The organism is Arthrobacter nitrophenolicus (assembly GCF_045833485.1).
GTDB classification, from domain to species: domain Bacteria; phylum Actinomycetota; class Actinomycetes; order Actinomycetales; family Micrococcaceae; genus Arthrobacter; species Arthrobacter nitrophenolicus.
In genome coordinates, this window is record NZ_CP174504.1 from 2,870,509 (window position 1) to 2,891,762 (window position 21,254).

At 67.1% G+C, this 21,254-nt stretch carries 21 protein-coding genes; 15 read left to right on the plus strand and 6 right to left on the minus strand.

All coding sequences use genetic code 11. From position 1 onward, the window contains the following. Positions 1-6: 6 nt before the first annotated feature. The 4 genes from ACJJV6_RS13370 to ACJJV6_RS13385 all read left to right on the plus strand — a co-directional run bounded on the left by ACJJV6_RS13370 (position 7) and on the right by ACJJV6_RS13385 (position 3,195). A complete protein-coding gene (locus ACJJV6_RS13370) occupies positions 7-828 on the plus strand; it encodes a sugar phosphate isomerase/epimerase (protein ID WP_009359004.1) in 822 nt (273 codons plus the stop codon). A 66-nt stretch (positions 829-894) separates the two neighbouring features. Continuing rightward, positions 895-2,067, plus strand: coding sequence for a Gfo/Idh/MocA family protein (locus ACJJV6_RS13375; RefSeq protein WP_407709165.1), 1,173 nt, complete (start codon positions 895-897; stop codon positions 2,065-2,067). 111 nt (positions 2,068-2,178) lie between these two features. Next, positions 2,179-2,454 carry a putative quinol monooxygenase gene (locus ACJJV6_RS13380; RefSeq protein WP_407709166.1) on the plus strand — a complete coding sequence of 92 codons (276 nt, stop codon included), beginning with the start codon at positions 2,179-2,181 and terminating at the stop codon, positions 2,452-2,454. A gap of 57 nt (positions 2,455-2,511) precedes the next feature. After that, on the plus strand, positions 2,512-3,195 hold the full coding sequence (locus tag ACJJV6_RS13385) for an aspartate/glutamate racemase family protein (RefSeq protein WP_407709167.1): 684 nt from the start codon (positions 2,512-2,514) through the stop codon (positions 3,193-3,195). Positions 3,196-3,208: 13 nt separating this feature from the next. On the opposite strand, the gene ACJJV6_RS13390 is transcribed toward ACJJV6_RS13385, so the two are convergent. Further along, a complete protein-coding gene (locus tag ACJJV6_RS13390; RefSeq protein ID WP_407709168.1) occupies positions 3,209-4,291 on the minus strand; it encodes a hypothetical protein in 1,083 nt (360 codons plus the stop codon). A 263-nt stretch (positions 4,292-4,554) separates the two neighbouring features. Between ACJJV6_RS13390 and ACJJV6_RS13395 the strand changes: the two genes are divergently transcribed. The 3 genes from ACJJV6_RS13395 to ACJJV6_RS13405 are packed head-to-tail and all read left to right on the plus strand — an operon-like array spanning position 4,555 to position 5,840. After that, positions 4,555-4,785: a hypothetical protein gene (locus ACJJV6_RS13395; RefSeq protein WP_407709169.1), complete on the plus strand. Its 231-nt coding sequence runs from the start codon at positions 4,555-4,557 to the stop codon at positions 4,783-4,785. Positions 4,786-4,820: 35 nt separating this feature from the next. Then, positions 4,821-5,342 (plus strand): DUF2087 domain-containing protein, encoded by a 522-nt coding sequence (locus ACJJV6_RS13400; protein ID WP_407709170.1) that lies wholly within the window; start codon positions 4,821-4,823, stop codon positions 5,340-5,342. Between the two features lie 24 nt (positions 5,343-5,366). Next, a complete protein-coding gene (locus ACJJV6_RS13405) occupies positions 5,367-5,840 on the plus strand; it encodes a nucleoside deaminase (protein ID WP_407709171.1) in 474 nt (157 codons plus the stop codon). Positions 5,841-5,863: 23 nt separating this feature from the next. Here the strand turns inward: ACJJV6_RS13405 and ACJJV6_RS13410 are convergent, their stop codons facing one another. After that, complete coding sequence (locus ACJJV6_RS13410; protein WP_407709172.1) at positions 5,864-6,262, minus strand: hypothetical protein; 399 nt, start codon at positions 6,260-6,262, stop codon at positions 5,864-5,866. Between the two features lie 115 nt (positions 6,263-6,377). Continuing rightward, positions 6,378-7,184: an SDR family NAD(P)-dependent oxidoreductase gene (locus tag ACJJV6_RS13415; RefSeq protein ID WP_407709173.1), complete on the minus strand. Its 807-nt coding sequence runs from the start codon at positions 7,182-7,184 to the stop codon at positions 6,378-6,380. Positions 7,185-7,422: 238 nt separating this feature from the next. Here ACJJV6_RS13415 and ACJJV6_RS13420 point away from each other — a divergent pair, with 238 nt between their 5' ends. The 8 genes from ACJJV6_RS13420 (at position 7,423) to ACJJV6_RS13455 (ending at position 17,550) form a co-directional block, all read left to right on the plus strand. Further along, positions 7,423-8,325, plus strand: coding sequence for a LysR family transcriptional regulator (locus ACJJV6_RS13420; protein WP_407709174.1), 903 nt, complete (start codon positions 7,423-7,425; stop codon positions 8,323-8,325). A gap of 159 nt (positions 8,326-8,484) precedes the next feature. Further along, the gene (locus ACJJV6_RS13425; RefSeq protein WP_407709175.1) at positions 8,485-9,888 is read left to right on the plus strand and encodes an MFS transporter; all 1,404 of its coding nucleotides are present in this window, start codon (positions 8,485-8,487) and stop codon (positions 9,886-9,888) included. Beyond that, a complete protein-coding gene (locus ACJJV6_RS13430) occupies positions 9,885-10,829 on the plus strand; it encodes a shikimate dehydrogenase (RefSeq protein ID WP_407709176.1) in 945 nt (314 codons plus the stop codon). The genes ACJJV6_RS13425 and ACJJV6_RS13430 overlap by 4 nt, the downstream gene beginning before the upstream one ends. Next, positions 10,826-11,950, plus strand: a complete 1,125-nt coding sequence (locus tag ACJJV6_RS13435) for a Gfo/Idh/MocA family protein (RefSeq protein WP_407709177.1) — start codon at positions 10,826-10,828, stop codon at positions 11,948-11,950. The genes ACJJV6_RS13430 and ACJJV6_RS13435 overlap by 4 nt, the downstream gene beginning before the upstream one ends. A 10-nt stretch (positions 11,951-11,960) precedes the next feature. Next, on the plus strand, positions 11,961-14,027 hold the full coding sequence (locus ACJJV6_RS13440; RefSeq protein WP_407709178.1) for an FAD-dependent oxidoreductase: 2,067 nt from the start codon (positions 11,961-11,963) through the stop codon (positions 14,025-14,027). Then, a complete protein-coding gene (locus ACJJV6_RS13445) occupies positions 14,024-14,893 on the plus strand; it encodes a sugar phosphate isomerase/epimerase family protein (RefSeq protein WP_407709179.1) in 870 nt (289 codons plus the stop codon). The genes ACJJV6_RS13440 and ACJJV6_RS13445 overlap by 4 nt, the downstream gene beginning before the upstream one ends. Beyond that, positions 14,890-15,729, plus strand: a complete 840-nt coding sequence (locus ACJJV6_RS13450) for an aldo/keto reductase (RefSeq protein WP_407709180.1) — start codon at positions 14,890-14,892, stop codon at positions 15,727-15,729. Before ACJJV6_RS13445 ends, ACJJV6_RS13450 begins: the two co-directional genes overlap by 4 nt. 12 nt (positions 15,730-15,741) lie before the next feature. After that, positions 15,742-17,550, plus strand: coding sequence for an FAD-dependent oxidoreductase (locus ACJJV6_RS13455; RefSeq protein ID WP_407709181.1), 1,809 nt, complete (start codon positions 15,742-15,744; stop codon positions 17,548-17,550). 29 nt (positions 17,551-17,579) lie between these two features. Here ACJJV6_RS13455 and ACJJV6_RS13460 read toward each other — a convergent pair whose 3' ends face one another. The 3 genes from ACJJV6_RS13460 to ACJJV6_RS13470 all read right to left on the minus strand — a co-directional run bounded on the left by ACJJV6_RS13460 (position 17,580) and on the right by ACJJV6_RS13470 (position 21,135). Beyond that, complete coding sequence (locus ACJJV6_RS13460) at positions 17,580-18,062, minus strand: DUF4231 domain-containing protein (RefSeq protein ID WP_407709182.1); 483 nt, start codon at positions 18,060-18,062, stop codon at positions 17,580-17,582. Between the two features lie 25 nt (positions 18,063-18,087). Next, entirely contained in the window at positions 18,088-19,224 is a 1,137-nt protein-coding gene (locus tag ACJJV6_RS13465) for a toll/interleukin-1 receptor domain-containing protein (RefSeq protein ID WP_407709183.1), read from the minus strand. 108 nt (positions 19,225-19,332) lie between these two features. After that, positions 19,333-21,135: a S8 family serine peptidase gene (locus tag ACJJV6_RS13470; RefSeq protein ID WP_407709184.1), complete on the minus strand. Its 1,803-nt coding sequence runs from the start codon at positions 21,133-21,135 to the stop codon at positions 19,333-19,335. Positions 21,136-21,254: the final 119 nt, after the last annotated feature.

Below are 21,254 nucleotides of genomic sequence, written 5' to 3' on the forward strand. Positions count from 1 at the left end.
GAAGCAATGAAACTCGGTTACTGTTCCATCACCTGGGGCGGCGTCGTCGGCCACCCGCAAGGCGTAACAAGCGTCAAGGACCTCTTCTACCTGACCCACGGGTCCATGCGGGACGCCGTCCAGGACATCGCCTCAGTCGGCTACCAGGGTGTTGAAATGTTCGACGGCAACCTCGCGGAATACGCGGAAAAGCCTGAAGAACTCAAGGAAATCCTGGGTACAGCCGGTGTCGAACTGACAAGCGTCTACACCGGGGCGAACTTTATCTACGCGGACATCCTTCCCGACGAGCTGCACCGGATCCACCGGGCTGCCGAGTTGGCCGCAAACTTCGGGGCGGAACGCCTGGTCGTCGGAGGCGGCGCACGGCGCGCGGCCGGCACCACCGAGGAAGACTACCGGCGGCTCGGTGAGGGGCTGGACAAGGTAACTGACATTGCAGAGAGCTTCGGGCTGACGGCGAGCTACCACCCGCACCTGAGCACCATCGTGGAGAGCCCGGATGAACTGGACAAACTGATGCCGCTCACCCGGATCGGCTTCTGCCCGGACACCGCCCATCTTGCCGCCGGCGGGGCGGACCCGGCCGCAGTCATCCGGAAATACCCGGACCGTATCCGGCACGTCCATCTCAAGGATTTCCAGCAGGCTCCCTTCACTTTCCTCCCTCTGGGGCAGGGCGAGCTGGACTTCCCGGACATCATCGCTGCGATCCGGGAAAGCGGGTATGACAGCTGGCTCATGGTCGAACTCGACAACTACGACGGCGACCCCCGGGAAGCAGCCGCCATCAGCAAGAAGTACCTGGAAGAGCTCCTCTCCAACTAATTTTTCAACCGCAGGGCACTGCCAAGGACGGCATCTGCCCTGCCTTCCGGAAGGAACAGGATTCACATGCAGAACCTCAACGTCGGCCTCATCGGAGGCGGCTTTATGGGCAAGGCCCACTCCCTGGCGTACGCCGCCATGCCCATGTTCTTCTGGCCTGCACCGGCACTGCCGGTCCGCAAGGTCATCGCTGAAGCCAACGAGGACCTTGCTTCGGAAGCGGCCCGCCGCTTCGGCTTCGAAAAGTCCACCTCGGACTGGCGCAGCATTATCGACGATCCGGACATCCACGTCATCGACATCGCAACGCCCAACCACCTCCACGCCGAGATTGCCATTGCCGCCGCAGAGGCCGGCAAGCACATCATCTGCGAAAAGCCGCTGGCCCGTACGGGCGAAGAATCCAAGGCGATGTATGACGCGGTCAAGGACAAGAACCTCGTCCACATGGTGGCCTTCAACTACCGGAGGACCCCTGCTGTTGCGCTGGCGAAGAAGTACATCGAGGAAGGCGCCATTGGCCGCGTCCTCAGCTTCCGCGGGACCTACCTGCAGGACTGGAGTGCGGACCCCAACTCCCCGCTCTCCTGGCGCTTCCAGAAATCCATCGCAGGCTCCGGCGCCCTCGGCGACATCGCCACGCACGTCATCGACATGGCGCGCTACCTCGTGGGCGAGTTCAGCGCCGTCAATGCCGTCCTGTCCACCTGGATCCCCGAGCGGCCGCTGCAGTCCGGTGGCGCCGACGCACTCGGCACCGTCCGTGGCGGAGAAGGCCCCCGCGGCCAGGTTGATGTGGATGACGAAGTGATGACCATGATCCGCTTCGCCAACGGAGCCGTGGGGTCCGTGGAAGCGACCCGCAACGCCTACGGACGGAACAACTACATCACCTTCGAAATCCACGGAACCGAGGGCAGCATCGTGTTCAACTACGAGCGGCGCGACGAGCTGCAGGTTTGCTTCGCGTCCGACCCGGGTGACCGCCGGGGATTCCGTACCGTCTACACCGGACCCTCGCACCCCTATGGTGATGGGCTCTGGCCCATCCCTGCGCTCGGCATCGGATACGGCGAAACGAAGATCATCGAGGCCTACGACTTCTTCAAGGCCATTGCAGAAGGCGGCAGTGTCAGCCCGAGTTTTGCCGACGGCTACCAAGTGGCCCTCATTGACGACGCAATCGTCGAGTCCGCTGCGAAGGAATCGTGGGTCGAGGTTCAGCAGATCAACAGTTGACCAGACGGGAGGGGCGGCCGTGCCGCCCCTCCCGTCCCGGCACAGGGACAGCGGAGGACGCACAAATTGCCAGATACAACTGCCAGCCAAGAAGAAGCGCAAGTCTGGCTCATGCCAGTGTTTATCGCAAAACCAGGGCAGGAAGCGGAGCTTCAGGAAGCACTCGCCAGGCTGCAGTCAGCGAGCAGAAAAGACGCCGGATGCCTCGAATACACTGTCTTCGCTGACGGCCAGAGGCCGGGTACGTTCGTCCTCTTTGAAGGCTGGGCCCGGCACGAGGACCTTGAGGCCCACAACGAAGAAGACCATGTGAAGGAATTCGTGAAAAGGGTGCAGTCACTGCTGGCCGTACCGTTCTCCGTCACTCCCATCACGCCTCTTGCCTGACCGCGGCGAAGTCTCGGTGAGGGCGCCTTGGCCACATGCCTGTTACAGTCAGGCTCCATGACCGAACTTGGCCCCGACACTGCCCCCACGGTCGGCTTCCTCCATACGGCGGAGGTCCACGAGGCGACGTTTGAGGCCCTGGCCCGGGAGCTCATGCCCGCGGCCGCAACGGTCCACAGAGTGGATCCCGAAGCGCTGGAGGTTGCCCGGCAGGACACGACGGCGGAGAGCGTACGGGCCGTCGTCGCCACCCACCTCGCGGCACTCCGCCACGGCGGGTGTGAGGTAGTCCTCTGCACCTGCTCCACCTTGGGCGGGATCGCGGAGGAACTCGCGGGGGACGGCCTGAAGGTCATCCGGATCGACCGGCCGATGCTCCGCCGGGCCGTAACCCTCGGACCGCGGATCGGCGTCCTGGTGGCTCTTACCAGCACCGTCGAGCCAACCACCCGCCTCCTCGCCGAGGAGGCTGCCGAAGCGGGCGCCAACATCACGGTCGAAGTCAGCGTCGTGGAAGGTGCGTGGGAGTCGTTCCTGGCCGGCGACGCGGAGGCTTATCAGGCAAGCATCGCCGAGGCTGTGCGTGCGCTCGCAGGCCGTTGCGACGTCGTCGTCCTCGCCCAAGCCAGCATGGAACCTTCCGCCGCGCTCCTGACCGGGCTCGAAGCACCTGTCCTCACGAGCCCCCGATCCGCCGTCGAAGCCGTTGCGGCCGTCTTGCGGCCAGCCCCCAGTCTGTGAACCCGCAGTCGGCCTAACGCACGCGGATGTTCGACGGCTGGCCTGGGACGTCCAAGGGGTTCATTCCCACGGCCCGTGCCTGCAGCACGCACCACTTGCGCAGCTGCATGCCAAGCACCTTGGGGAGTGATCCGTGGTGCTGCTTAACTAGCGGTGCGCCAACTGCTCCGAACATGGAAACGCTGATGCCGGTGTCCCCGTGAAGATGCGGATCATTAAGCACCGACCGCCATGCCCGTTCGAGCGCCTTGGCCGCGGCGTCTTTGCTGCCGTTGACACCCTTGAAGGTCCTGTCGAGATGAGCCTGCATCCGCTGCTGCTCGGTCAGCCCGGGAGCTTGGGCCGTTGCCGCCGGCGGGGTTGCGGCTTTGGCCGGTGCGGGTGCCGGTGCGAGTGTGGGAGCAGCGGGATGCCGGGCACTGTGGTCATCTAATGGGGCGCCCGCGAGCATCAGGTCCGCAAGCTCCTCGTGCAGCGCGGCGATCTGGCGGTGGATGGCACTGATCCGTTGGGCCCGGCTCGCGTTCTCGCTCTGCTTCGACCCCTGGAGCTTGGCCTTCACATCAGCCGGGAGGCTGGTGCGGAACAGCGCACACAGTGCGGCTGCGAGGCCAAGCCGGGTGCCGCCGTCGGGCAGGATCAGCGGCGCGGGACTCGTGGCGGCCGAAAGAACGGTGGCCAGGTCCGGGAGGCTGCCGTAGACCCTGCCCCAGCGGATGCGCTCAATGACGGTCCGCTCGTCCACCTGCGGGGAGTACACGCTCTGCATGAGGCGCAACTGCACGGGGTCGAAGCCCGGGAAATGCTCCGGAAGGATCGAGATCCGCAGGGCTGACCGGACGGCGTCGAGCTGGCGCGATACCTGCTCCACGGGGTTGGCCACCATCAGCCCGCCCTCCAGCTCCCACTTCGCTCCCGTGTCCGCCGCACACACGACCCGCTGGGGGAAGCCCTTCCACTCGCTGACCATCAGTGTCCCGTGCCGGGCGTTGTAGAAGAACCAGTCCACCTCCGCCACCGGCCTGCCCGGTGCGTCGACCCGGCAGTTACTGAACGCCCAGACGTCGTCGTCGAGCAGTTCGCTGAGCTTGGCCACATCGCGAGGGGAGGGGCGGTGGGCAGCTGAATTGGCGGAAGGAAAGTGCAGCAACGATGGCCTTCTGGGGAGCTCAGCCAGCCAAGGGACCCCCACGCCCAAAACCAGTCGCGCCTCGTGCGCTACGTCATCATCACCGGAGCGGCGGTCCGGCCGCAAGGCCTGTCCGGCATGAGTCGTCCCGCCCAGCCAAGTGCAATATTGGGCTTTTTAGGCTCGAATCAGTCCTCCTATCCCAATGCCCTTCGTGGAAGACTTCGCGTATGGGCATCGAGCAATGGTGGACAAGGCTGCAGCCATCCACGCGGGAATGGCTGATTGAGAACAACGGCGGCGTGGTGCCGGAAGACGTGGTGGCCGAGATCGCCCGCGCCGGGGGACCGGCCGGCACCGATCCGTGGTGGGCAGGCCAAGACGAGGAACCGGGCCACTATTTCCCGGACGAAACCATTGATTGGGTCGAAGCGATGGCGAATGATGAAAATCCTGCTTAAGAAGATGCTGCCTGCTGCAGCCCCGGGAGGTGGCCTTGAACGGAGTCTCTGGTCTGAGCGGACCGCACTGGCGCAGGGTCATGGCCGCGCTTGCCAGCCGGGAGGCGCGGACAGCGTACGCGCAGATTGTGCTGGGTGAAGACGTCCTTCCCGACGCGAAGGAACAGCGGCGCTCCAAAGCCATTGGGATGCTCCTGGAAGCCGGCCTGGTCGAGTGGTCCGGGGACAAGGGGCTTGAGGCTTCGGACGCGGTCTTCCGCGGTCTCCTGTCGCAGCACCCGAAGCGCCAGCCGAAGACCGGGGTGGACCGCTTCCTGCGGCTTGGCCGGATCGACCGGTACCCGGCCAGCCCTGCCGACCGGCGTGAGCTTCTAGCCTGGGTGGCGGGCCAGGCCATCCGGCCGGGGGAGGACCTCACCGAGCGGCAGGTGAACGAGCGGCTCCTGAACTACACGGACGACGTCGTGCTGTTGCGAAGGTATCTTGTCGACTTCGAGCTGCTGGAGAGGACGGCGTCCGGGTCCTCATACCGGCGGGTGGCCGACGAGCCAGCATAAATGACCCCATGCGAGAATGGCGCCATGACCCACGAACAGCACCACTCCACCGCGCCGCAGGCCACCGTCGACACCGGGTTTGAAGCCGCCTACCAGGCCGCGCAAAAGAGCCTGGCCGAAGGCGGCATCCCCATCGGCGCAGCGCTCGCCCGGGACGGCATGATCGTGGCCAGCGGGCACAACGAACGGGTCCAAAACGCGGACCCGATCGCGCACGGCGAAATGTCCGCGCTCCGCGCCGCCGGCCGGCAGAAAAGCTACCGGGACACCACGCTCTACACCACACTGGCCCCCTGCGCCATGTGCGCCGGCACCATCATCCAGTTCAAGATTCCCCGCGTGGTGGTGGGGGAGGCACGGACGTTCGACGGCGAACTTGAGCTTCTGCGGTCACGCGGGGTTGAGGTTGTGGTCCTGGATGATCAGCGGTGCGTGGACATGATGCGTGCCTTCCAGTCCGCCCACCCTGAACTCTGGTCCGAGGACATCGCCGAGTAGGTCCGCGGGCGGTCAGCTGCGGCTCAGCATACGTCATCCTTCACCCTGCGCGTCTCGCCGTTTGCTTCGACAAACACCGTGGTGGTGCGGCACGTCTCGCCATTCTCGGTGGTTGTGTATTGGCTGCCCAGCTTCGTCACGTTCCCGAGCTCGACATAGTGCTGTTTCCAGTCGAGCGAGTACTGGGTGCTCTCATCTGGAGAGTCCCACTGGTCACGGGAATTGGTTGTGTTGTAGTAGCCGCCATGATGCCGCACTACGTGGCGGTACTCGTAGGTGGTTCCATCATCGAAGACGAATTCGTTGTGTTCCACGTGGGCTCCGGCACCGTCGTCGCTATGCGCGGCAAGCGCTGGGGAGGCAGTAAAGGCAAGTGCGACGCCTGCACAGGCGGCGACAAATAAGCGCGAAATCCGGTTCATCCTGGGGGTCCTTTCGTTTCCTCGTCGGGCTCCCCAGCGCGCGGTGAGTGAAGCGTAGCGATCAGTGGTCGCCCCGTCAATCACCTGTTACTCAAGGTATTACGCCTTGGTGACGCTAGGCCGTGTTGCGGCCGCCGCTGAGGTCCAGCACCTGCCCCGTGGTGTAGCTGGCTTCGGAAGACAGCAGCCAGGCCGCCAGTGACGCGAACTCGGCAGGTTCACCCACCCTGCCCATCGGCACCCTGGCGAGCAGTTCGGCGTTGCGCTCCGGTGACAGGTCGTCCAGGAGACGGGTCCGGAACATGGACGGCGCCACCGAGTTCACGGTCACCCCGTCCGGGGCGGCTTCCTTAGCGGCTGTCTTGACCAGCGCGACGACGGCCGCCTTGGATGCCGAGTACGCGGCCATGTTCGCGTTGCCCTCGCGGGCGGCGATGGACGCCAGCACGGCAATCCGGCCGTAGCCGGCGGCCCGCATGACGGGAAGCAGCGCGGCAAGGCCGTGAAAGCACCCGTCCAGGTTGATGGCGAAGGTCCTCGACCAGCCTGCAAACGGCATGTCCTGGACCGCAGCTTCAGGTCCCTGGACGCCGTGGGCGAAGAGCGCGCCGTCGATCCGGCCGTGCTGCCCCAGCACCGCGTCCAGTACCGCATCCCACTCCAGCCGTTGGGTAACGTCGAAGCGAAGGGATGCCGCAGGCGACTCTCCGTTGCCCCTGCCCAGCGCATCGGTGTTGACCACCGTTGCACCCTCGTCCCGGAGCCGGGTGCTTGCCGCGGAACCCAGGCCGCCGGCCGCCCCCGTCACCAGAATCACCCGGCCACGGAACCGGTCAGCCCAGACGGACGAGGGAGCCTGATGAATGGGGCGGTGCGTGTCCGGGGCTGCGGATTTCCCGTCCGCGGAGGCTAAAGTGGCCATGGAATCTTCCTCTTATCGAGTCAGCGACTTGTGCCGGCTTCGTACCCATGGGTCCAGTGGCACCTGTCCTTCCATGGTGGAGACCGTATTGAGACATGTCCAACACTTATTTGGTCAAGGACAAAGTGTGATAGTCACATAATCCGGCAGGGGAAGGTTAGTGTAATTTCACAACACTGTTTGCAGCCGAGGGAACCGGGCAGCACTTCGGAAGTCTGCTGCCAGCAAGGGCGAGTGAATGACCGAAATCAGGTGGCTTGAAGCCTTCGTTGCGGTTGCCGAAGAACTCCACTTCGGGCGCGCAGCGCTCCGTTTGCACACGTCGCAGTCCCCCCTGAGCCAAACGATCCGGAAGCTCGAGAATGACCTCGGCACGCGCCTCTTCGAGCGGAACACCAGGAGCGTGGCGCTCACCCCGGCGGGGTACGCCCTCCTGCCGCGTGCATACCGCGTGCTCCAGGACATGCGCCTGGCGCGTGAAGCTGCCCTGGCCGAGGTGGAGGGCATCCGCGGCACGATCCGCATCGGCTTTTCCGGCGCGGTGAACCATCTGACCCTTCCGCCACTGACGCGGGCGCTCCGCCGGCGCTACCCGGACCTGGAGCTGGATCTCACCAGCCGGGTGCGTACCGCGGACGGACTTGCCAGTGTTGCCAACGGAACCCTGGACCTCGCGTTCGTCGGCCTGCCCGAATCCCCGGTGCCCTCCGTGGTGACCCGGCTTGTTGCCCGCGAGGAAATCGGGGCCGTGCTTCCCCTGGACCATCCGCTGTCCGGGGAGGCGTCGATCCCGCTGCAAAGCCTGGCCGGCGACGATTTCATTTCGCCGCCCGTGGACGGCTCGTCCTCCATGACGGAGGCGATGCTGGCCGCCTGCACGGCGGCGGGATTCCGGCCGCGCATCGTCCAGGAACTCTCGGACCCGTACATGGTGCTGACCTTCGTGGCTGCAGGCGTGGGGGTCACGCTGATGAGCAGCGGAATTGCGAGCATCATTCCCTCCGGGGCGACATACGTGGCGCTGGACAAGCCGCACCACTACATGAACCACGCCATTGCCTGGTCGGCAGACAATGATTCCGCGGTCCTGAAGGCCGTGCTCGACGTCGTTGAAGAGATCTTTCCGCCGGTCGGCACCTGAACCTGATCATGCTGATTTGAAGCATAGTGCTAGACCAACTTAGTCGTGGACTAGCTAAGTGATCGCACCCACACTGGATGGAGAAGCCGCTCGTTGCGGCGCACCGGTTGCAGCGGACGCACAGTCCTGCGAACGGTCCCAGTCCATGAAGGGAACACCATGTCAGTGTCGACATTGGCGCCAGAACGCCCCAAAAACAACGCCAAGATCGCAGCCGTCTCCGGATTCGTCGGCAGCGCCCTGGAGTACTACGACTTCTTCATTTTCGGCTCGGCCGCAGCCCTGATCTTCGGAAAGCTGTTCTTCGCCCCCGGCCCGTCCGCCATGCTCCTGTCCTTCGCAACGGTAGGCGTGGCCTACGTTGCCCGCCCGCTGGGCGCCGTGATCTGCGGGCACCTCGGCGATAAATTCGGCCGGAAGAAGGTCCTCCTGCTGACCCTCCTGCTGATGGGAACCTCCACCTTCCTCATCGGCTGCCTGCCCACCTACAACCAGATCGGCATGGCAGCCCCGATCCTCATCGTGGTTTTGCGGCTGCTTCAGGGCCTATCGGCCGGCGGCGAATCGCCGGGTTCCAGCTCCCTGACCCTTGAGCATGCCCCCGACAGGAAGCGCGCCTTCTACACCAGCTGGACCATGAGCGGGATCATGTTCGGCATCGTGCTCTCCACCCTGGTCTTCATCCCCGTGGCCTCCATGCCCGAGGACCAGCTGCTGTCCTGGGGCTGGCGCATTCCGTTCCTTGCCAGCGCCGTAGTCACCGTCATCGCGTTTGTACTCCGCCGGCTCCTCGAAGAGCCCGCGGTGTTCGAGGAAGTCAAAGCCCATGATGAAGTGGTCAAAGTGCCGCTGGTTACGCTCTTCCGCCACCACTGGGTAACAGTCATCCGCGTCACCGCGATGTCCCTCTTCACCATCATCAACACCATCATCAACGTCTTCGCCCTCAGCTACGCGACCTCCGTCGTCGGCGTGGAAAAGGGGCTGATGCTGACCGTGATCGCAGTGGCCAACCTCGCCGCCGTAGCCATGGGACCGCTGGCCGGCATCCTCTCCGACCGCATCGGCCGGAAACCTGTCTTCATCACGGGACTGGCACTGCAGATGGGCATGATCTTCGTCTTCTTCTCGGCGCTGACCACGGGGAACGTACCCCTGATCTTCCTCACGGGCATCGTCCTGATCGGCCTTGCCTACACCGCAACCAACTCGATCTACCCCGCCTACTTCCCGGAGCAGTTCCCGGTGAAGGTCCGCTACTCCGGCATGGCCGTCAGCCTGATGTTCGGTCTTCTCCTGGCAGGCTTCGCCCCGGTGATCTCCGAGCTGCTGATCGGCGGCGACAAGGCCAACTGGGTTCCCGTTGCCACCTTCGCCGCCCTGGCCTGCGCCGTCTCCGCAGTGGCTGCCTTTACCGCACCTGAGACGTTCAGGACTCCGACAGCACTGCTGGGAGTGAAGAAAACCGACCCCCGCCGCCACTCGCCGTCGTCCGCAACGCCCGCGGCAACCGCCCCCGATTCCAGCAGCACTGATGCCGCGACCGCCAAGGTGGAGGCGTGAGCCAGCAAACCCTGGCGCCGACGCGGGCAGTCCAGTCCCGTCCCGCCGATCTGAAGCACCGGTTCCTTGTGGGATTGCTGGGCGCCGGCATCGGCGGCTCGCTCACCCCGGGGCTCCACGAAGCGGAAGCGGACCGGCTGGGCCTTGCGTACACCTACCGCCTCCTCGACCTGGACGTCCTGGGCCGGCACCCCGGGGAATCCGCAGAGCTGGTCAGGGCCGCGGCGGACCTCGGATACGACGGGCTCAACGTCACCCACCCGAGCAAGCAGCTGGTACACGAAAGCCTGGACGAGCTGTCGCCGGATGCCCGGATCCTCGGCGCCGTGAACACCATCACCTTTCGCGGAGGCACGGCTGTTGGCCACAACACCGACCACATGGGCTTCATCGGCGGCCTCCGGTCCGGCCTGCCATCGGCGGACACCAACTCCGTTGTGCAGGTCGGAGCCGGCGGGGCCGGTGCGGCGGTGGCCTTCGGTCTCCTGGGAGCCGGCGCCCGGCGCCTGGTCATTGCCGATATTGAACCGGCGCGGGCAGAAAGCCTCGCCGCCCGGCTGGCCCCGCATTTTCCCGGCAGCGAGATAGTGGCCACCCGGACGGACTCGATCAGCGAAAGCATCCGGAAGGCCGATGGCCTGGTCAACACGACGCCCGTCGGGATGACCGGCCACCCGGGTATTCCCGTGGATCCGGACCTGCTCCACCCGGGCCACTGGGTGGCAGACGTGATCTACCGGCCGCTCGAAACCGCCCTGATCGCCGCCGCGCGCGGGAAGGGCTGCGCGGTGCTGGACGGCGGCCGGATGGTGGTGGGGCAGGCGGCTGCAGCCTTCGAACTCTTCACCGGCGTCCCCGCCGATGCGGACCACATGCTGGCCACGTTCCATAAGGCACCATCCGTTTCCCACCTCCACCGGAAGGAAGGCATTCCTCAATGACCACCCCACCATCCGTCACCTCCCGCCGGCTGCGCATCGGAATCGCCGGCTGCGGCGCGATTTCCCGCAACCACCTGGAAGCGTTCCGCTCTGTCGACGACGCCGAAATCATTGGCGTTTGCGACATCGATCCAGCCCGTGCCCGGGCCACGGCACAGGACTGGGGGATCCCCAACGCCGTCGACACCGTGGCCGCACTCCTGGCACTGGACCTGGACATCGTCTCGGTCTGCACCCCGCACCCCACGCATGAAGACGTGGTGCTGCAGGCTGCGGCAGCGGGAGTCCACGTGCTCTGCGAGAAGCCGATCGCCGTCGAGCTGGAATCGGCTGACCGCATGGTGAAGGCATGCGACGACGCCGGCGTGCAGCTGGGCGTCCTGTTCCAGCGCCGTTTCTGGCCGGCAGCCCAGCGGATCCGGGCCGCCATCGCCGACGGGACCCTGGGCAGGCCGATCATCGGCCAGTGCTCGGTCATGCTGCACCGCGGCCACGAGTACTACTCCCGGGATACCTGGCGCGGGACCTGGGCCAACGACGGCGGCGGCGTCCTGATGACCCAGGCCATCCACTACATCGACCTGCTGCAGTGGTTCATGGGCGACGTGGCCGAGGTCTACGGCAGAATCAACACCTACAAGCACGGCGACCACATCGAAGTGGAAGACTCGGCCGCCGCCGTTATCACCTTCACCTCCGGTGCCATGGCGACGCTTGAAGCGTCGACGGCGGTGTCCCCGAGCCTGGGCGTGCAGGTCCGGATCACGGGGGAGACCGGCGCCTCCGCGTCCCTGACCGAATTCCCCGAGGGCAGCGACGGCCGGGTGGACCTTTGGGCGGTGGAGGGGAAGGTCACCACCGAGCCGGCCTACCCCGCGGGCGTTGAGCCCAACGTCGACCTGGCCACCATCAACGGCCAGCTCATCCCGCACCACGCGGCACAGGTCCGCGACTTTGTGCGTGCCATCCGGGAAGGCCACGACCCGGCCGTCACAGGCCGGGACGCCACCAGGGCCCTGCAGATCCTGCTGGCCGTCTACGAATCATCCCGGACGGGCAGCCCCGTCCGCTTCACCCCGCTGCCGGAAGGTACACGACCCCTCACGCAGGTTGGGGCTTAAGGAAAAAGCAATGGAACACAACACCCGGCACGCCGGCCGCCGCCTGACACTGGGGCGCAACGGCCGCACCCCAAAGACGCTCCGCAACCGGCTTGCCTCCGCTCCGATGGAACGCAACTACGGCACCGCTGACGGCCGCATCACCGACCAGTACATCGACTACCTCGTGACCCGCGCCAAAGCCGGCCTGGGCATGGTCACCACAGAAGCCACCTATGTCCGCGCCGACGGCAAGGGCCGCACCCACCAGCTGGGACTGCACAGTGATGCCACGATTCCCGGGCTGCGGAAGCTCACGGACGCCCTGCACAAAGAAGGTGCGCTGGCCGCCGTCGAACTCAACCACGGCGGCCGCACAGCACAGCGCACCGTCTCCGGGTTCAGGAACGTGGCACCTTCGCCGGTACCCTGCGAGGTTGCGGGCGGCGAAGTCCCGCACGAACTGACCGGCGGAGAGTGCGATGAGCTCGTTGACGCCTACGCCCAGGCCGCGCGGCGCGCGGTGCAGGCCGGCTTCGATGTCATCAACCTCCACGGCGCCCACGGCTACCTGATCCACCAGTTCATGTCGCCCATCTCCAACCACCGCACCGACGAGTTCGGCGCGCCGGAGTACTTCATGAACAGGGTCATCGACGCGGTCCGCGCCGCCGTCCCCGACACTGTCGTGGGGATGCGCGTCTCCGTGCTGGAAGGCCCCGCCAACGGCATTTCCGCCGACGAGCAGGTGGCCATCATCGCCAAGGCCCACCTGGACAAGCTTGACTTCCTGGACATCTCCGCAGGCAGCTACGAAGCGGGCGAATGGATCGTCCAGTCCGGCGAATGGCAGCCCGGCATCCTCGCCGGGTACGCCAAGGCCTACCGCCAGTTCGGCATCCCCCTGGGAATGGCCGGCCGGCTCAACTCGCCGGCCATCATCGAGGAAGTCCTCGCCGAGGGAACCTGCGACTTTGTCAGCCTCGCCCGTGCCATCCACGCCGACCCGGCCTTCGCCGGGGGCGTCCTCCGCGGCGAGCGCTACCGCCCCTGCATCGCCTGCAACGTCTGCATCGACAACCTGGGCCTCGGCCAGGTCACCTGCACGGTCAACCCTGCCGTGGGACGCTCCCGCGTCCCGGTTCCCACCCCCGCCATCCGGGGCGCCGCCCGGGTGGCGGTAGTGGGCGCCGGCCCGGCCGGCCTTACCGCCGCCCGCGAGCTCGCCGAAGCAGGGGCGAAAGTGACAGTGTTCGACGACGGCGCACGGCCCGGAGGCCAGTTCGCGCTCGCGGCGCGGATGAAGTCCACCCCTGACTTCCACCGCTTCACGGAGTGGTCCGCGGCGGAAAACGCGCGGCTGGGCATTGACCTCAAGCTGGGCTCGCACGTGGATACAGACCGCCTGGACGGCCTGGTCCGCGACACCGCGGCAGACGCCGTCGTCCTTGCCACCGGCGGGCTCCGGCCGGGCGCCGGTTTCATTGGTGCAGATTCCTCCAGCGTCATGGACATCCGCGACTGGCTGGCGCGCCATCCGGAGGTACTCGCCGGCTCACCGGACAGCGCTGCAATTCCTGCGGCCGTGACCATCTGGGGGGCGGACTCCGTTGCCATGAGCGTTGCGGACACCCTGGCGGCCAAGGGGACATCGGTCCTGCTGCTCGGGCCGCAGGAGGCGATCGCCCCGGAATCCGGCCGCAGGGCGAAGATCCTGGCCGTTCCCCGGCTCAACGCCAACCCACGGGTCCGGATCCGGCTCAACACCGTCATCGAGGAGTACGACGGCACACGGGTCCGGGTGACTGGGCCCGGCTGCGCACCGGCCGGAGAATGGCTGGATGCACCCGGGCCGCTGCTGGTCTCCCGCTCGGTGGTCCCGCTGGACGGCTCAACCACCGCGGAAGCCCGCGAGGCGGAACTGAGCCGCGCCGCCGGAGTGCCCGTGGCACTGGCCGGAACCGTGGCGGACCACAAGCCGGCAATCGCCTCCAACGCGGTGAAAAGCGGCTACGACGCGGCACAACGGATCGCGGCCCTGCTGTCCCTTGACTCTTCCGGCACCACAAAACCAAGCCTGGACGGAGCACTCCGATGACCCACCACACGCCCCGGCCTGTTGGCCTCGCCCAGCTCTCACTGCTGAACACCGCCCCGCCGGACCTCGTCCGTATTGCCGCCCGTGCCGGGTTTGACTTCGTCGGGGTGCGGGTCCGCCCGGTCACCCCCACGGAACGGCCCTATGACCTGCAGCCGGGGTCTCCGATGCTGACGGAGACTCTGGCGCGGATGCAGGACACCGGCGTCACGGTCCGGGACATCGAGTTCCTGCTGCTGGACGGCAGCGACCAGCGGGACCACTGGCTGCGGATGATGGAAGCGGGACAGGCCCTGGGCGCGAGCTCGCTCACTGTTGCGGGCGGGGACCAGGACAGTGCCCGGCTGCTCAACACCCTAGCCACCATGGCCGAGGACGGCCGCAGTTTCGGGATCACCCCCACGCTGGAAGCCATTTCCTACCAGCCAGTCGCGTCCCTGGCCCAGGCAGCTGGGATGGCCCGCGAGGCAGGCTGCCGGATCGTGGTGGACACGCTGCATTTCAACCGTTTTTCCGGTGGCGGTGACGCGGGCCAGTGGGATGCCCTGCGCGCGAACGCGTCCCTGGTGCCGCTACTCCAATTGTGTGACGGTCCGGTGGCGCGGCCGGCCAGCCGTGACGCGCTCGTGCTCGAGTCCCGGTCAGAGCGGGATGTGCCGGGCGAGGGCGGGTTCGAGCTTGCGGAGGTGGTGGCCGCCCTTCCTGAGGGTCTGCCGGTCAGTGCGGAGGCGCCGTCGGACCGGCGCGTTTCCGAACTCGGCGAACTTGGGTGGGCAGTGCGGCTGAAGTCCGGCGTGGATGCCGTGCTGGCGAAGGCCGACGCGCTGCGCGAATCAGTAACGCAGACGAAGTCGGGTGTGCAATGAGCGCAACCACCGCTGGCGGCACCACCACCGAGCTGGTTCCCGGGGTGCACATCCCGCGCATTGGGCTGGGGACGTGGCCCCTGGTGGGGGAGGATGCGGCCGCCGCCGTGTCCCAGGCCATCGCCAATGGCTACCGGCATCTTGACACCGCCGAGAACTACGGCAACGAGGAAGCCGTGGGTGAAGGAATCCGCCGCAGCGGCATTGACCGCGGCCACCTTTTCCTTACCACCAAGTTCAACACCCGGTGGCACGGCCGGACCGGCGTCCGCCAGGCATTCGCGGAGGCAACGCGGCGGCTCGGCACGGACTACCTTGACCTGTTCCTGGTCCATTGGCCCAACCCCGCGCAGGGACGGTTCGTGGAAGCCTGCGAGGGGCTCCAGCAGCTCATGGATGAAGGGTGCATCCGTTCGTGGGGTGTCTCCAACTTCAAGCCTTGCCACCTGCAACAGGTGCAGGACGCGGGGCTCCGGGTTCCGCTGAACCAGGTCCAGGTGGACCCCGAACACGGCCAGCCGGCGCAGCTTGCCTATCACGCCGGGCAGGGGATGGTGACCGCTGCCTACAGTCCGCTGGGCCGCAACGGACACTTCCTCAGCAATCCCGCCATCACCGGCCCGGCCCTGGACCTTGGCAAGACCCCTGCGCAGATCGTCCTGCGATGGCACGTGCAGCACGGCCGGGTGGCCATTCCCAAATCGGCGGACCACCGCCGGCAGCGCGAAAACCTGGACGTCTTCAGTTTCGCCCTGACGCAACCGCAGCTCGAGGCGATTGACGCGCTCGAAACCGGTGCGCCGCCACGCCTCGACTCCGACACCTACTTCCACTAAGAAAGCTTTGGCATGATGTCCCCTTCACAAACTCCTTCTGAACGCCCGGGCCTGGACTGCGACGTCCTGGTGATTGGTTCCGGCGCGGGCGGCCTGTCTGCCGCCGTGACCGCCGCCTACCACGGATTGAAAGTCGTGGTCGTAGAGAAGGCCGCCGTCTGCGGCGGCGCCACCTCCTGGTCCGGCGGCTGGGCCTGGACCCCCGGAAACCCGCTGGCCAAAGCCGACGGTGTCAACGAGGACCGTGAGCTCTTCCGGACCTACCTGCGCCACCGCCTCGGCCGGCACTACCAGGAAGACCGGGTGGACGCGTTCCTGGAAGCGGTTCCCCACATGGTGGGCTTCTTCCATAACAAGACCAGCCTCCAGTTCGTGCCCGGGGCCAGGATCAAGGACATCTACGGCGACACCCCCGGCGCCGGAACGGGGCACCGCTCCGTGGGTCCAAAACCGATCAATGCCCGCCGGATCAAGCCCGCGCTCCGGGCCAAGATGCGCCACCAGCTCTACGAAACCTCATTCCTGGGCATGGGCATCATGGCGGGACCGGACCTGGCCGGATTCCTCTCCGCCTCCCGGGGGGACATCCGCGGCATCGTCCACGCCGGCTGGCGGGTGGGACTCCACCTCCTGGACCTCCTGGCCTACCGGCGCAACATGCAGCTGGTCAACGGCACCGCCCTCACCGGCCGGCTGCTCAAATCAGCGGACGACCTGGGAGTTGAGATACGCGTCTCCACCCCCGCGAGGCACCTGCTGACCGATGACTCCGGCAAGGTGACAGGCGCCGTCGTAAGTTTCCCGCAAGGAGACCTCCGCATCAATGCGTCCCGCGGAGTGGTCCTGGCCGCCGGAGGCTTTCCGAACGACGCCTCCCGGCGCAAGGCCCTTTTCCCCCAAACCCCCACCGGCCGGGAGCACTGGACGCTGGCCCCGAAAGAAACCACGGGGGACGGGATCACCATGGGCCAGGAAGTGGGTGCCCGCTTCCAGACCGATGTGGCATCCCCTGCCGCCTGGTGCCCGGTTTCGCTGGTGCCGTACCGGAACGGGCGCATCGGCACTTTCCCGCACATCATGGACAGGGCCAAGCCCGGCAGCATCGGTGTGCGGCAGGACGGCAAGCGTTTCGTCAACGAGGCCAACGGCTACTACGACTACGTGGAAGGCCTGCTGGCCGCCACCCCTGAAGGCGAACCCGTGGAGGCCTGGCAGATCGCCGACGCGGAGTTCGTGCGCAAATACCCGCTGGGCATGGCCAAGCCGCTGCCGGTACCGCTCTTTCCGTACCTGCGCTCCGGCTATTTGAAGAAGGGCAACACCATCGAAGAGCTTGCCGCAGCCTGCGGCATCGATCCCCAGGCCCTGGCCAGGACTGTTGCGGACTTCAACGAGAACGCCCGCAAGGGTATCGACCCCGACTTCAACCGTGGAGCCACCGAATTCAACAAGTACGGCGGTGACCCCAGGAACACACCCAACCCCTCACTGCGCCCCCTGGAAAAGGGACCGTTTTATGCGGTGAAAATCGTCCCGGGATCCTTCGGGACTTTCGCCGGGCTCGCGGCCGACTCGCGGGCCCGAGTCCTGGATACCGAGGGCCGGCCGATCCAGGGCCTGTATGTGGCGGGCAATGACCAGGCCTCGGTCATGGGCGGACACTACCCGGCAGGCGGGATCAACCTCGGCCCCGCCCTTACGTTTGGTTACATCGCCGGGCGGGATCTCGCCAACGCCACCCACTACGAGGACGACGGGTCCCCGGCAGTGGGACAGATACCGGATTCAGCCGCATCCGGTCCTCGCCTGGCGCGGAGCTGACCCCGCGACGCCGGGGGCGCTTCCGCGGCCTAACCGCCTTCCGAAGTCTTCGGCGCCTGCTGCTGGCTGGTGGTCCACTTGGCGTGCTCCTGGGAGATCAGGCCCTCGATCCGCTCCGCCAGCTGCCGGTGCCGGTCCGCGCCGAGGTAGGGTCCGGCCTTGGCCAGGTACAGGTAGCGCTCGTGCTTGAGCGCCTCCGCGGTGGAACGGTACGTGATCCAGCGCTCCTGGAACTGGTAGAGGTGCTGGGCGCCCTCCAGGACCACTATGACGGCGGCCAGCGCGCCGGTCGCCAGGGCCGGGCTGCCGATGCCGGCCACCACCGGCAGCGACGCCGCGACCGCCAGTTCCAGGAGCTTCAGCCACTTGTAGCGCCGCTGGTTGTCCCCGCTCCTGCCGTCGTACCAGGTGATCTGGTCCTCCAGCCGGTCCCACGTGGGATCCGCCGTGGCCGGCGGAGGGACGGCCTTGATCCGCCGCGCCCGCACGGGTCCGTTCTCACGGTGCTCCATCCGTACCCCCTTCGACCGACGCCGGCTATTCGGCCAGGACGAAGAACTCCTGCCACCTGTCAGGGCAGAAGCGTTCCCCGGCCAGCACATAGCAGGGCCAGATTGTCCACGAGCCGGCGCTGTCGATCAGGACCCGGCCCTGGGCGTTGACGGTTTCGCCGGGCTCAAGGACCTTTCCTTCGTTCATGTCCTCGGTATCCCGGTGTTCGTCAGACGGGTCCCGCACCCCCACAAACGTGTATTCCAGCTCCAGCCGCTGGTCCGTGGTGTTCGTCAGGGCATAGCTCACCGTGACGGTGTCACCCACCCGGGGAGACCCGGGATCGCGCCGGCTTGCCGCCTGCAGCCCCGTCAGGCGCAGCCCGTCTTCGCTCGTCACCGGCGAGGAGTCGATTTCGATCCCGCCGCCTACCCCGACCGGCGCCCCGCCGCCCGAGTTGGCATCCGGCGACGATCCCGGCTGCAGGTTCGCCACGAGCAGGACCACCAGCAGGACCACGACGACGACGGCGGCCGCCCCGGCCAGGACCAGCGCCCGCCTGGGGAGGGGCCGGCGCTGCCTGTCCCCGGGCTGGGGTGCGGCCGGAACCGGCCTAGGCGCCTCCCGGTCCGGTACAGCGGCCGCGGCGCTTCCCGCCCCGGCGGCCATCCCGCCGTCGTCTTGGTTTCTCCGCACCTCGGCGAGGGTGGTGTCCAGGACCTTGAACAGCCGGCTGGTGTCGAACTCGAAGCGGGCGGGGCTGAACTCCAGGGCCTGCCGGCGCGTGAGCCGCGCCAGGCTCTCCGGCAGCTCGTCGGCCCGCGGCATCCTCGCCTTGTCCACCAGTATGGGGATCACCCGGACGTTGCGGGTGAGGGCGGCCTGGACTTCGAGGCGCACAAAGTCGTCAGGGTCGTCGAGCCGCCGCCGGCCGTGCTCATCGGCTGTGGTGAGCCACTCGTCGCCGATCAGCACCAGCACCACGTCGCAGGACCCGACGGCCCTGGTGATCGCCTCGACGAAGTCGTCGCCCAGCTGGATGGAGTCGACGTCCTTGAAGACCTGCCCGCCGCCGTACCGGTCAGCCAGCCGGTCGTACAGCCAGCCGGCCGGGTACGCGGTCTCTTCCCGCCTGTAGCTGATGAAGATCCGGCCGGTCGCGTTCGGGGGAGAATCTGCCATTGCCCACGCCCTTATGACCGAGCCAGACCCCCGACGGTATTACACCGCCGGGGGCGTTACTGGGGCGTTACCGGCGGGTGGGGCATCCCGTCAGCCTTGGCCGGGCTGTCAGCTGATGGCGGTCATGACGTTCCAGCCGTCGCCGACGCTGGTGCGCCAGCCGAAGAGGCCGTTGCCGGTGCCGGGGTAGGTCCAGAGGGTGCCGTTGGTGTCGCGGGCGACGAGGTCGGGTTTGCCGTCGCTGGTGAGGTCGCCGGCGGCGCTGATGGCGGTCATGACGTTCCAGCCGTCGCCGACTTTGATGCGCCAGCCGAAGAGGCCGTTGCCGGTGCCGGGGTAGGTCCAGAGGGTGCCGTTGGTGTCGCGTGCGACGAGGTCGGGTTTGCCGTCGCTGGTGAGGTCGCCGGCGGCGCTGATGGCGGTCATGACGTTCCAGCCGTCGCCGACTTTGATGCGCCAGCCAAAGAGGCCGTTGCCGGTGCCGGGGTACGTCCAGAGGGTGCCGCCGGAGTCCCGGGCCACGAGGTCCGGCAGGCCGTCACCGGTCAGGTCGCCGGCGGCGCTGATGGCAGTCATGACGTTCCAGCCGTCACCGACTGCGACGCGCCAGCCGAACAGGCCGGTGCCCGTGCCCGGGTAAGTCCAGAGGGTGCCGCCCGAATCGCGGGCCAGCAGGTCCGATTTCCCGTCTCCGGTGAAATCCCGGGCTGCCGGGAACGGGGCGGGCACCGCGCCGATGTTGAGCAGACGGTTTGGCGTTCCTGCCGACGCGTTGCTGATGACGCCGGGGGTGGCCGTGGAGGACAGCTCGGCTGTCACCTCCGCCGGTGTGGCCTCGGGAATCCGGGACAGGATGACGGCTGCCGCGCCGGTGGCGTGGGGAGCCGCCATGGACGTGCCGCTGACTGTTGCCGCGGCGGTGGTGGACGAATGGATGGCGGACGTGATGCCGACGCCGGGCGCGTACAGGTCAACGCAGCCGCCATGGTTGGAGAAGGTGGCCTGCCGGTCAGAGGAGTCGCTCGCTGCGACCGTGAGTGCTTCGGCAACCCGCGCCGGGGAACTGTTGCAGGCGTCCACGCTGGAGTTTCCGGCGGCCACTGCAGCGGTAATGCCGTCAGCCATGACGCCGCGGACGGCGGAGTCCACCATGGTGCTGGCGGGACCGCCCAGGCTTAGGTTGGCGACGGCGGGGGTGCCCGCGCGGTGATGGGACACGATCCAGTCAAGGCCAGCCACGATATCGGACATGTAGCCGTTGCCGTTGCAGTCGAGGACCCGGACCGGGACGATGGTGGCGGCCTTGGCCACGCCGTAGGTCTGGCCGGCGACAATCCCGGCAACGTGGGTGCCGTGGCCGTTGCAGTCGCTGCTGCCGCGGCCGTCGGCGACGGCGGTCCAGCCCGCCGCTACCCGTCCCCCGAACTCGGTGTGCTGGGCGAGGACGCCGGAATCGATGACGTAGGCCTGGACGCCGGCACCGGAGGACGGGGGCGTGAAGGTGCCGGAGAGCGGAAGGTTGGTTTGGTCCACCCTGTCCAGGTTCCACGGCGCCGGCTGCTGCGTATCGAAAACCTGGACCGGCTCATCCGGTTCGACGGCGGCCACGCGGGGCGAGCGGGCCAGGGCAGCTGCCTGTGCCTTGGTGGCTGTCACCGCGGCTCCCCGGACCGCCGCGGAGAAGGTCCTTCCTACCTGCACACCTTGGGACCGCAGGGACGCGGCCTCCTGGGCCACGTCGGTTCCTGTGCTGAAGCTGACGAGGTACCTGCCGCTGTCCGCAGGCGGCGGCACCACCGGTTTTGCCGCCGTCGGGGTGGCTGCGGCGGCGGGCTGGGCTGCCAGGGCCACGGCAGCAGCGGCCGCCAGCACCGCGCCTAGAGAGCTTCCAAATCGCTGAGGGAATGACATTGGGATCTCCTAATAACCGATGCGTCCTGGGGTGAACAGGCGCGCACGGATACGCAGGATGTGCCTGGCCGGGCCGGCAGAAACTTCCCCCCGGCCACGTCCTCTGTCTATTCCCCCCA

Excerpts from the sequence above, each read along its gene's own strand:
- ACJJV6_RS13370 (WP_009359004.1), top strand. The coding sequence starts at position 7 with ATGAAACTCGGTTACTGTTCCATCACCTGGGGCGGCGTCGTCGGCCAC.
- ACJJV6_RS13375 (WP_407709165.1), top strand. The coding sequence starts at position 895 with ATGCAGAACCTCAACGTCGGCCTCATCGGAGGCGGCTTTATGGGCAAG.
- ACJJV6_RS13380 (WP_407709166.1), top strand. The coding sequence starts at position 2,179 with ATGCCAGTGTTTATCGCAAAACCAGGGCAGGAAGCGGAGCTTCAGGAA.
- ACJJV6_RS13385 (WP_407709167.1), top strand. The coding sequence starts at position 2,512 with ATGACCGAACTTGGCCCCGACACTGCCCCCACGGTCGGCTTCCTCCAT.
- ACJJV6_RS13395 (WP_407709169.1), top strand. The coding sequence starts at position 4,555 with ATGGGCATCGAGCAATGGTGGACAAGGCTGCAGCCATCCACGCGGGAA.
- ACJJV6_RS13405 (WP_407709171.1), top strand. The coding sequence starts at position 5,367 with ATGACCCACGAACAGCACCACTCCACCGCGCCGCAGGCCACCGTCGAC.
- ACJJV6_RS13410 (WP_407709172.1), bottom strand. The coding sequence starts at position 6,262 with ATGAACCGGATTTCGCGCTTATTTGTCGCCGCCTGTGCAGGCGTCGCA.
- ACJJV6_RS13415 (WP_407709173.1), bottom strand. The coding sequence starts at position 7,184 with ATGGCCACTTTAGCCTCCGCGGACGGGAAATCCGCAGCCCCGGACACG.
- ACJJV6_RS13420 (WP_407709174.1), top strand. The coding sequence starts at position 7,423 with ATGACCGAAATCAGGTGGCTTGAAGCCTTCGTTGCGGTTGCCGAAGAA.
- ACJJV6_RS13425 (WP_407709175.1), top strand. The coding sequence starts at position 8,485 with ATGTCAGTGTCGACATTGGCGCCAGAACGCCCCAAAAACAACGCCAAG.
- ACJJV6_RS13435 (WP_407709177.1), top strand. The coding sequence starts at position 10,826 with ATGACCACCCCACCATCCGTCACCTCCCGCCGGCTGCGCATCGGAATC.
- ACJJV6_RS13440 (WP_407709178.1), top strand. The coding sequence starts at position 11,961 with ATGGAACACAACACCCGGCACGCCGGCCGCCGCCTGACACTGGGGCGC.
- ACJJV6_RS13445 (WP_407709179.1), top strand. The coding sequence starts at position 14,024 with ATGACCCACCACACGCCCCGGCCTGTTGGCCTCGCCCAGCTCTCACTG.
- ACJJV6_RS13450 (WP_407709180.1), top strand. The coding sequence starts at position 14,890 with ATGAGCGCAACCACCGCTGGCGGCACCACCACCGAGCTGGTTCCCGGG.
- ACJJV6_RS13455 (WP_407709181.1), top strand. The coding sequence starts at position 15,742 with ATGATGTCCCCTTCACAAACTCCTTCTGAACGCCCGGGCCTGGACTGC.
- ACJJV6_RS13460 (WP_407709182.1), bottom strand. The coding sequence starts at position 18,062 with ATGGAGCACCGTGAGAACGGACCCGTGCGGGCGCGGCGGATCAAGGCC.
- ACJJV6_RS13465 (WP_407709183.1), bottom strand. The coding sequence starts at position 19,224 with ATGGCAGATTCTCCCCCGAACGCGACCGGCCGGATCTTCATCAGCTAC.
- ACJJV6_RS13470 (WP_407709184.1), bottom strand. The coding sequence starts at position 21,135 with ATGTCATTCCCTCAGCGATTTGGAAGCTCTCTAGGCGCGGTGCTGGCG.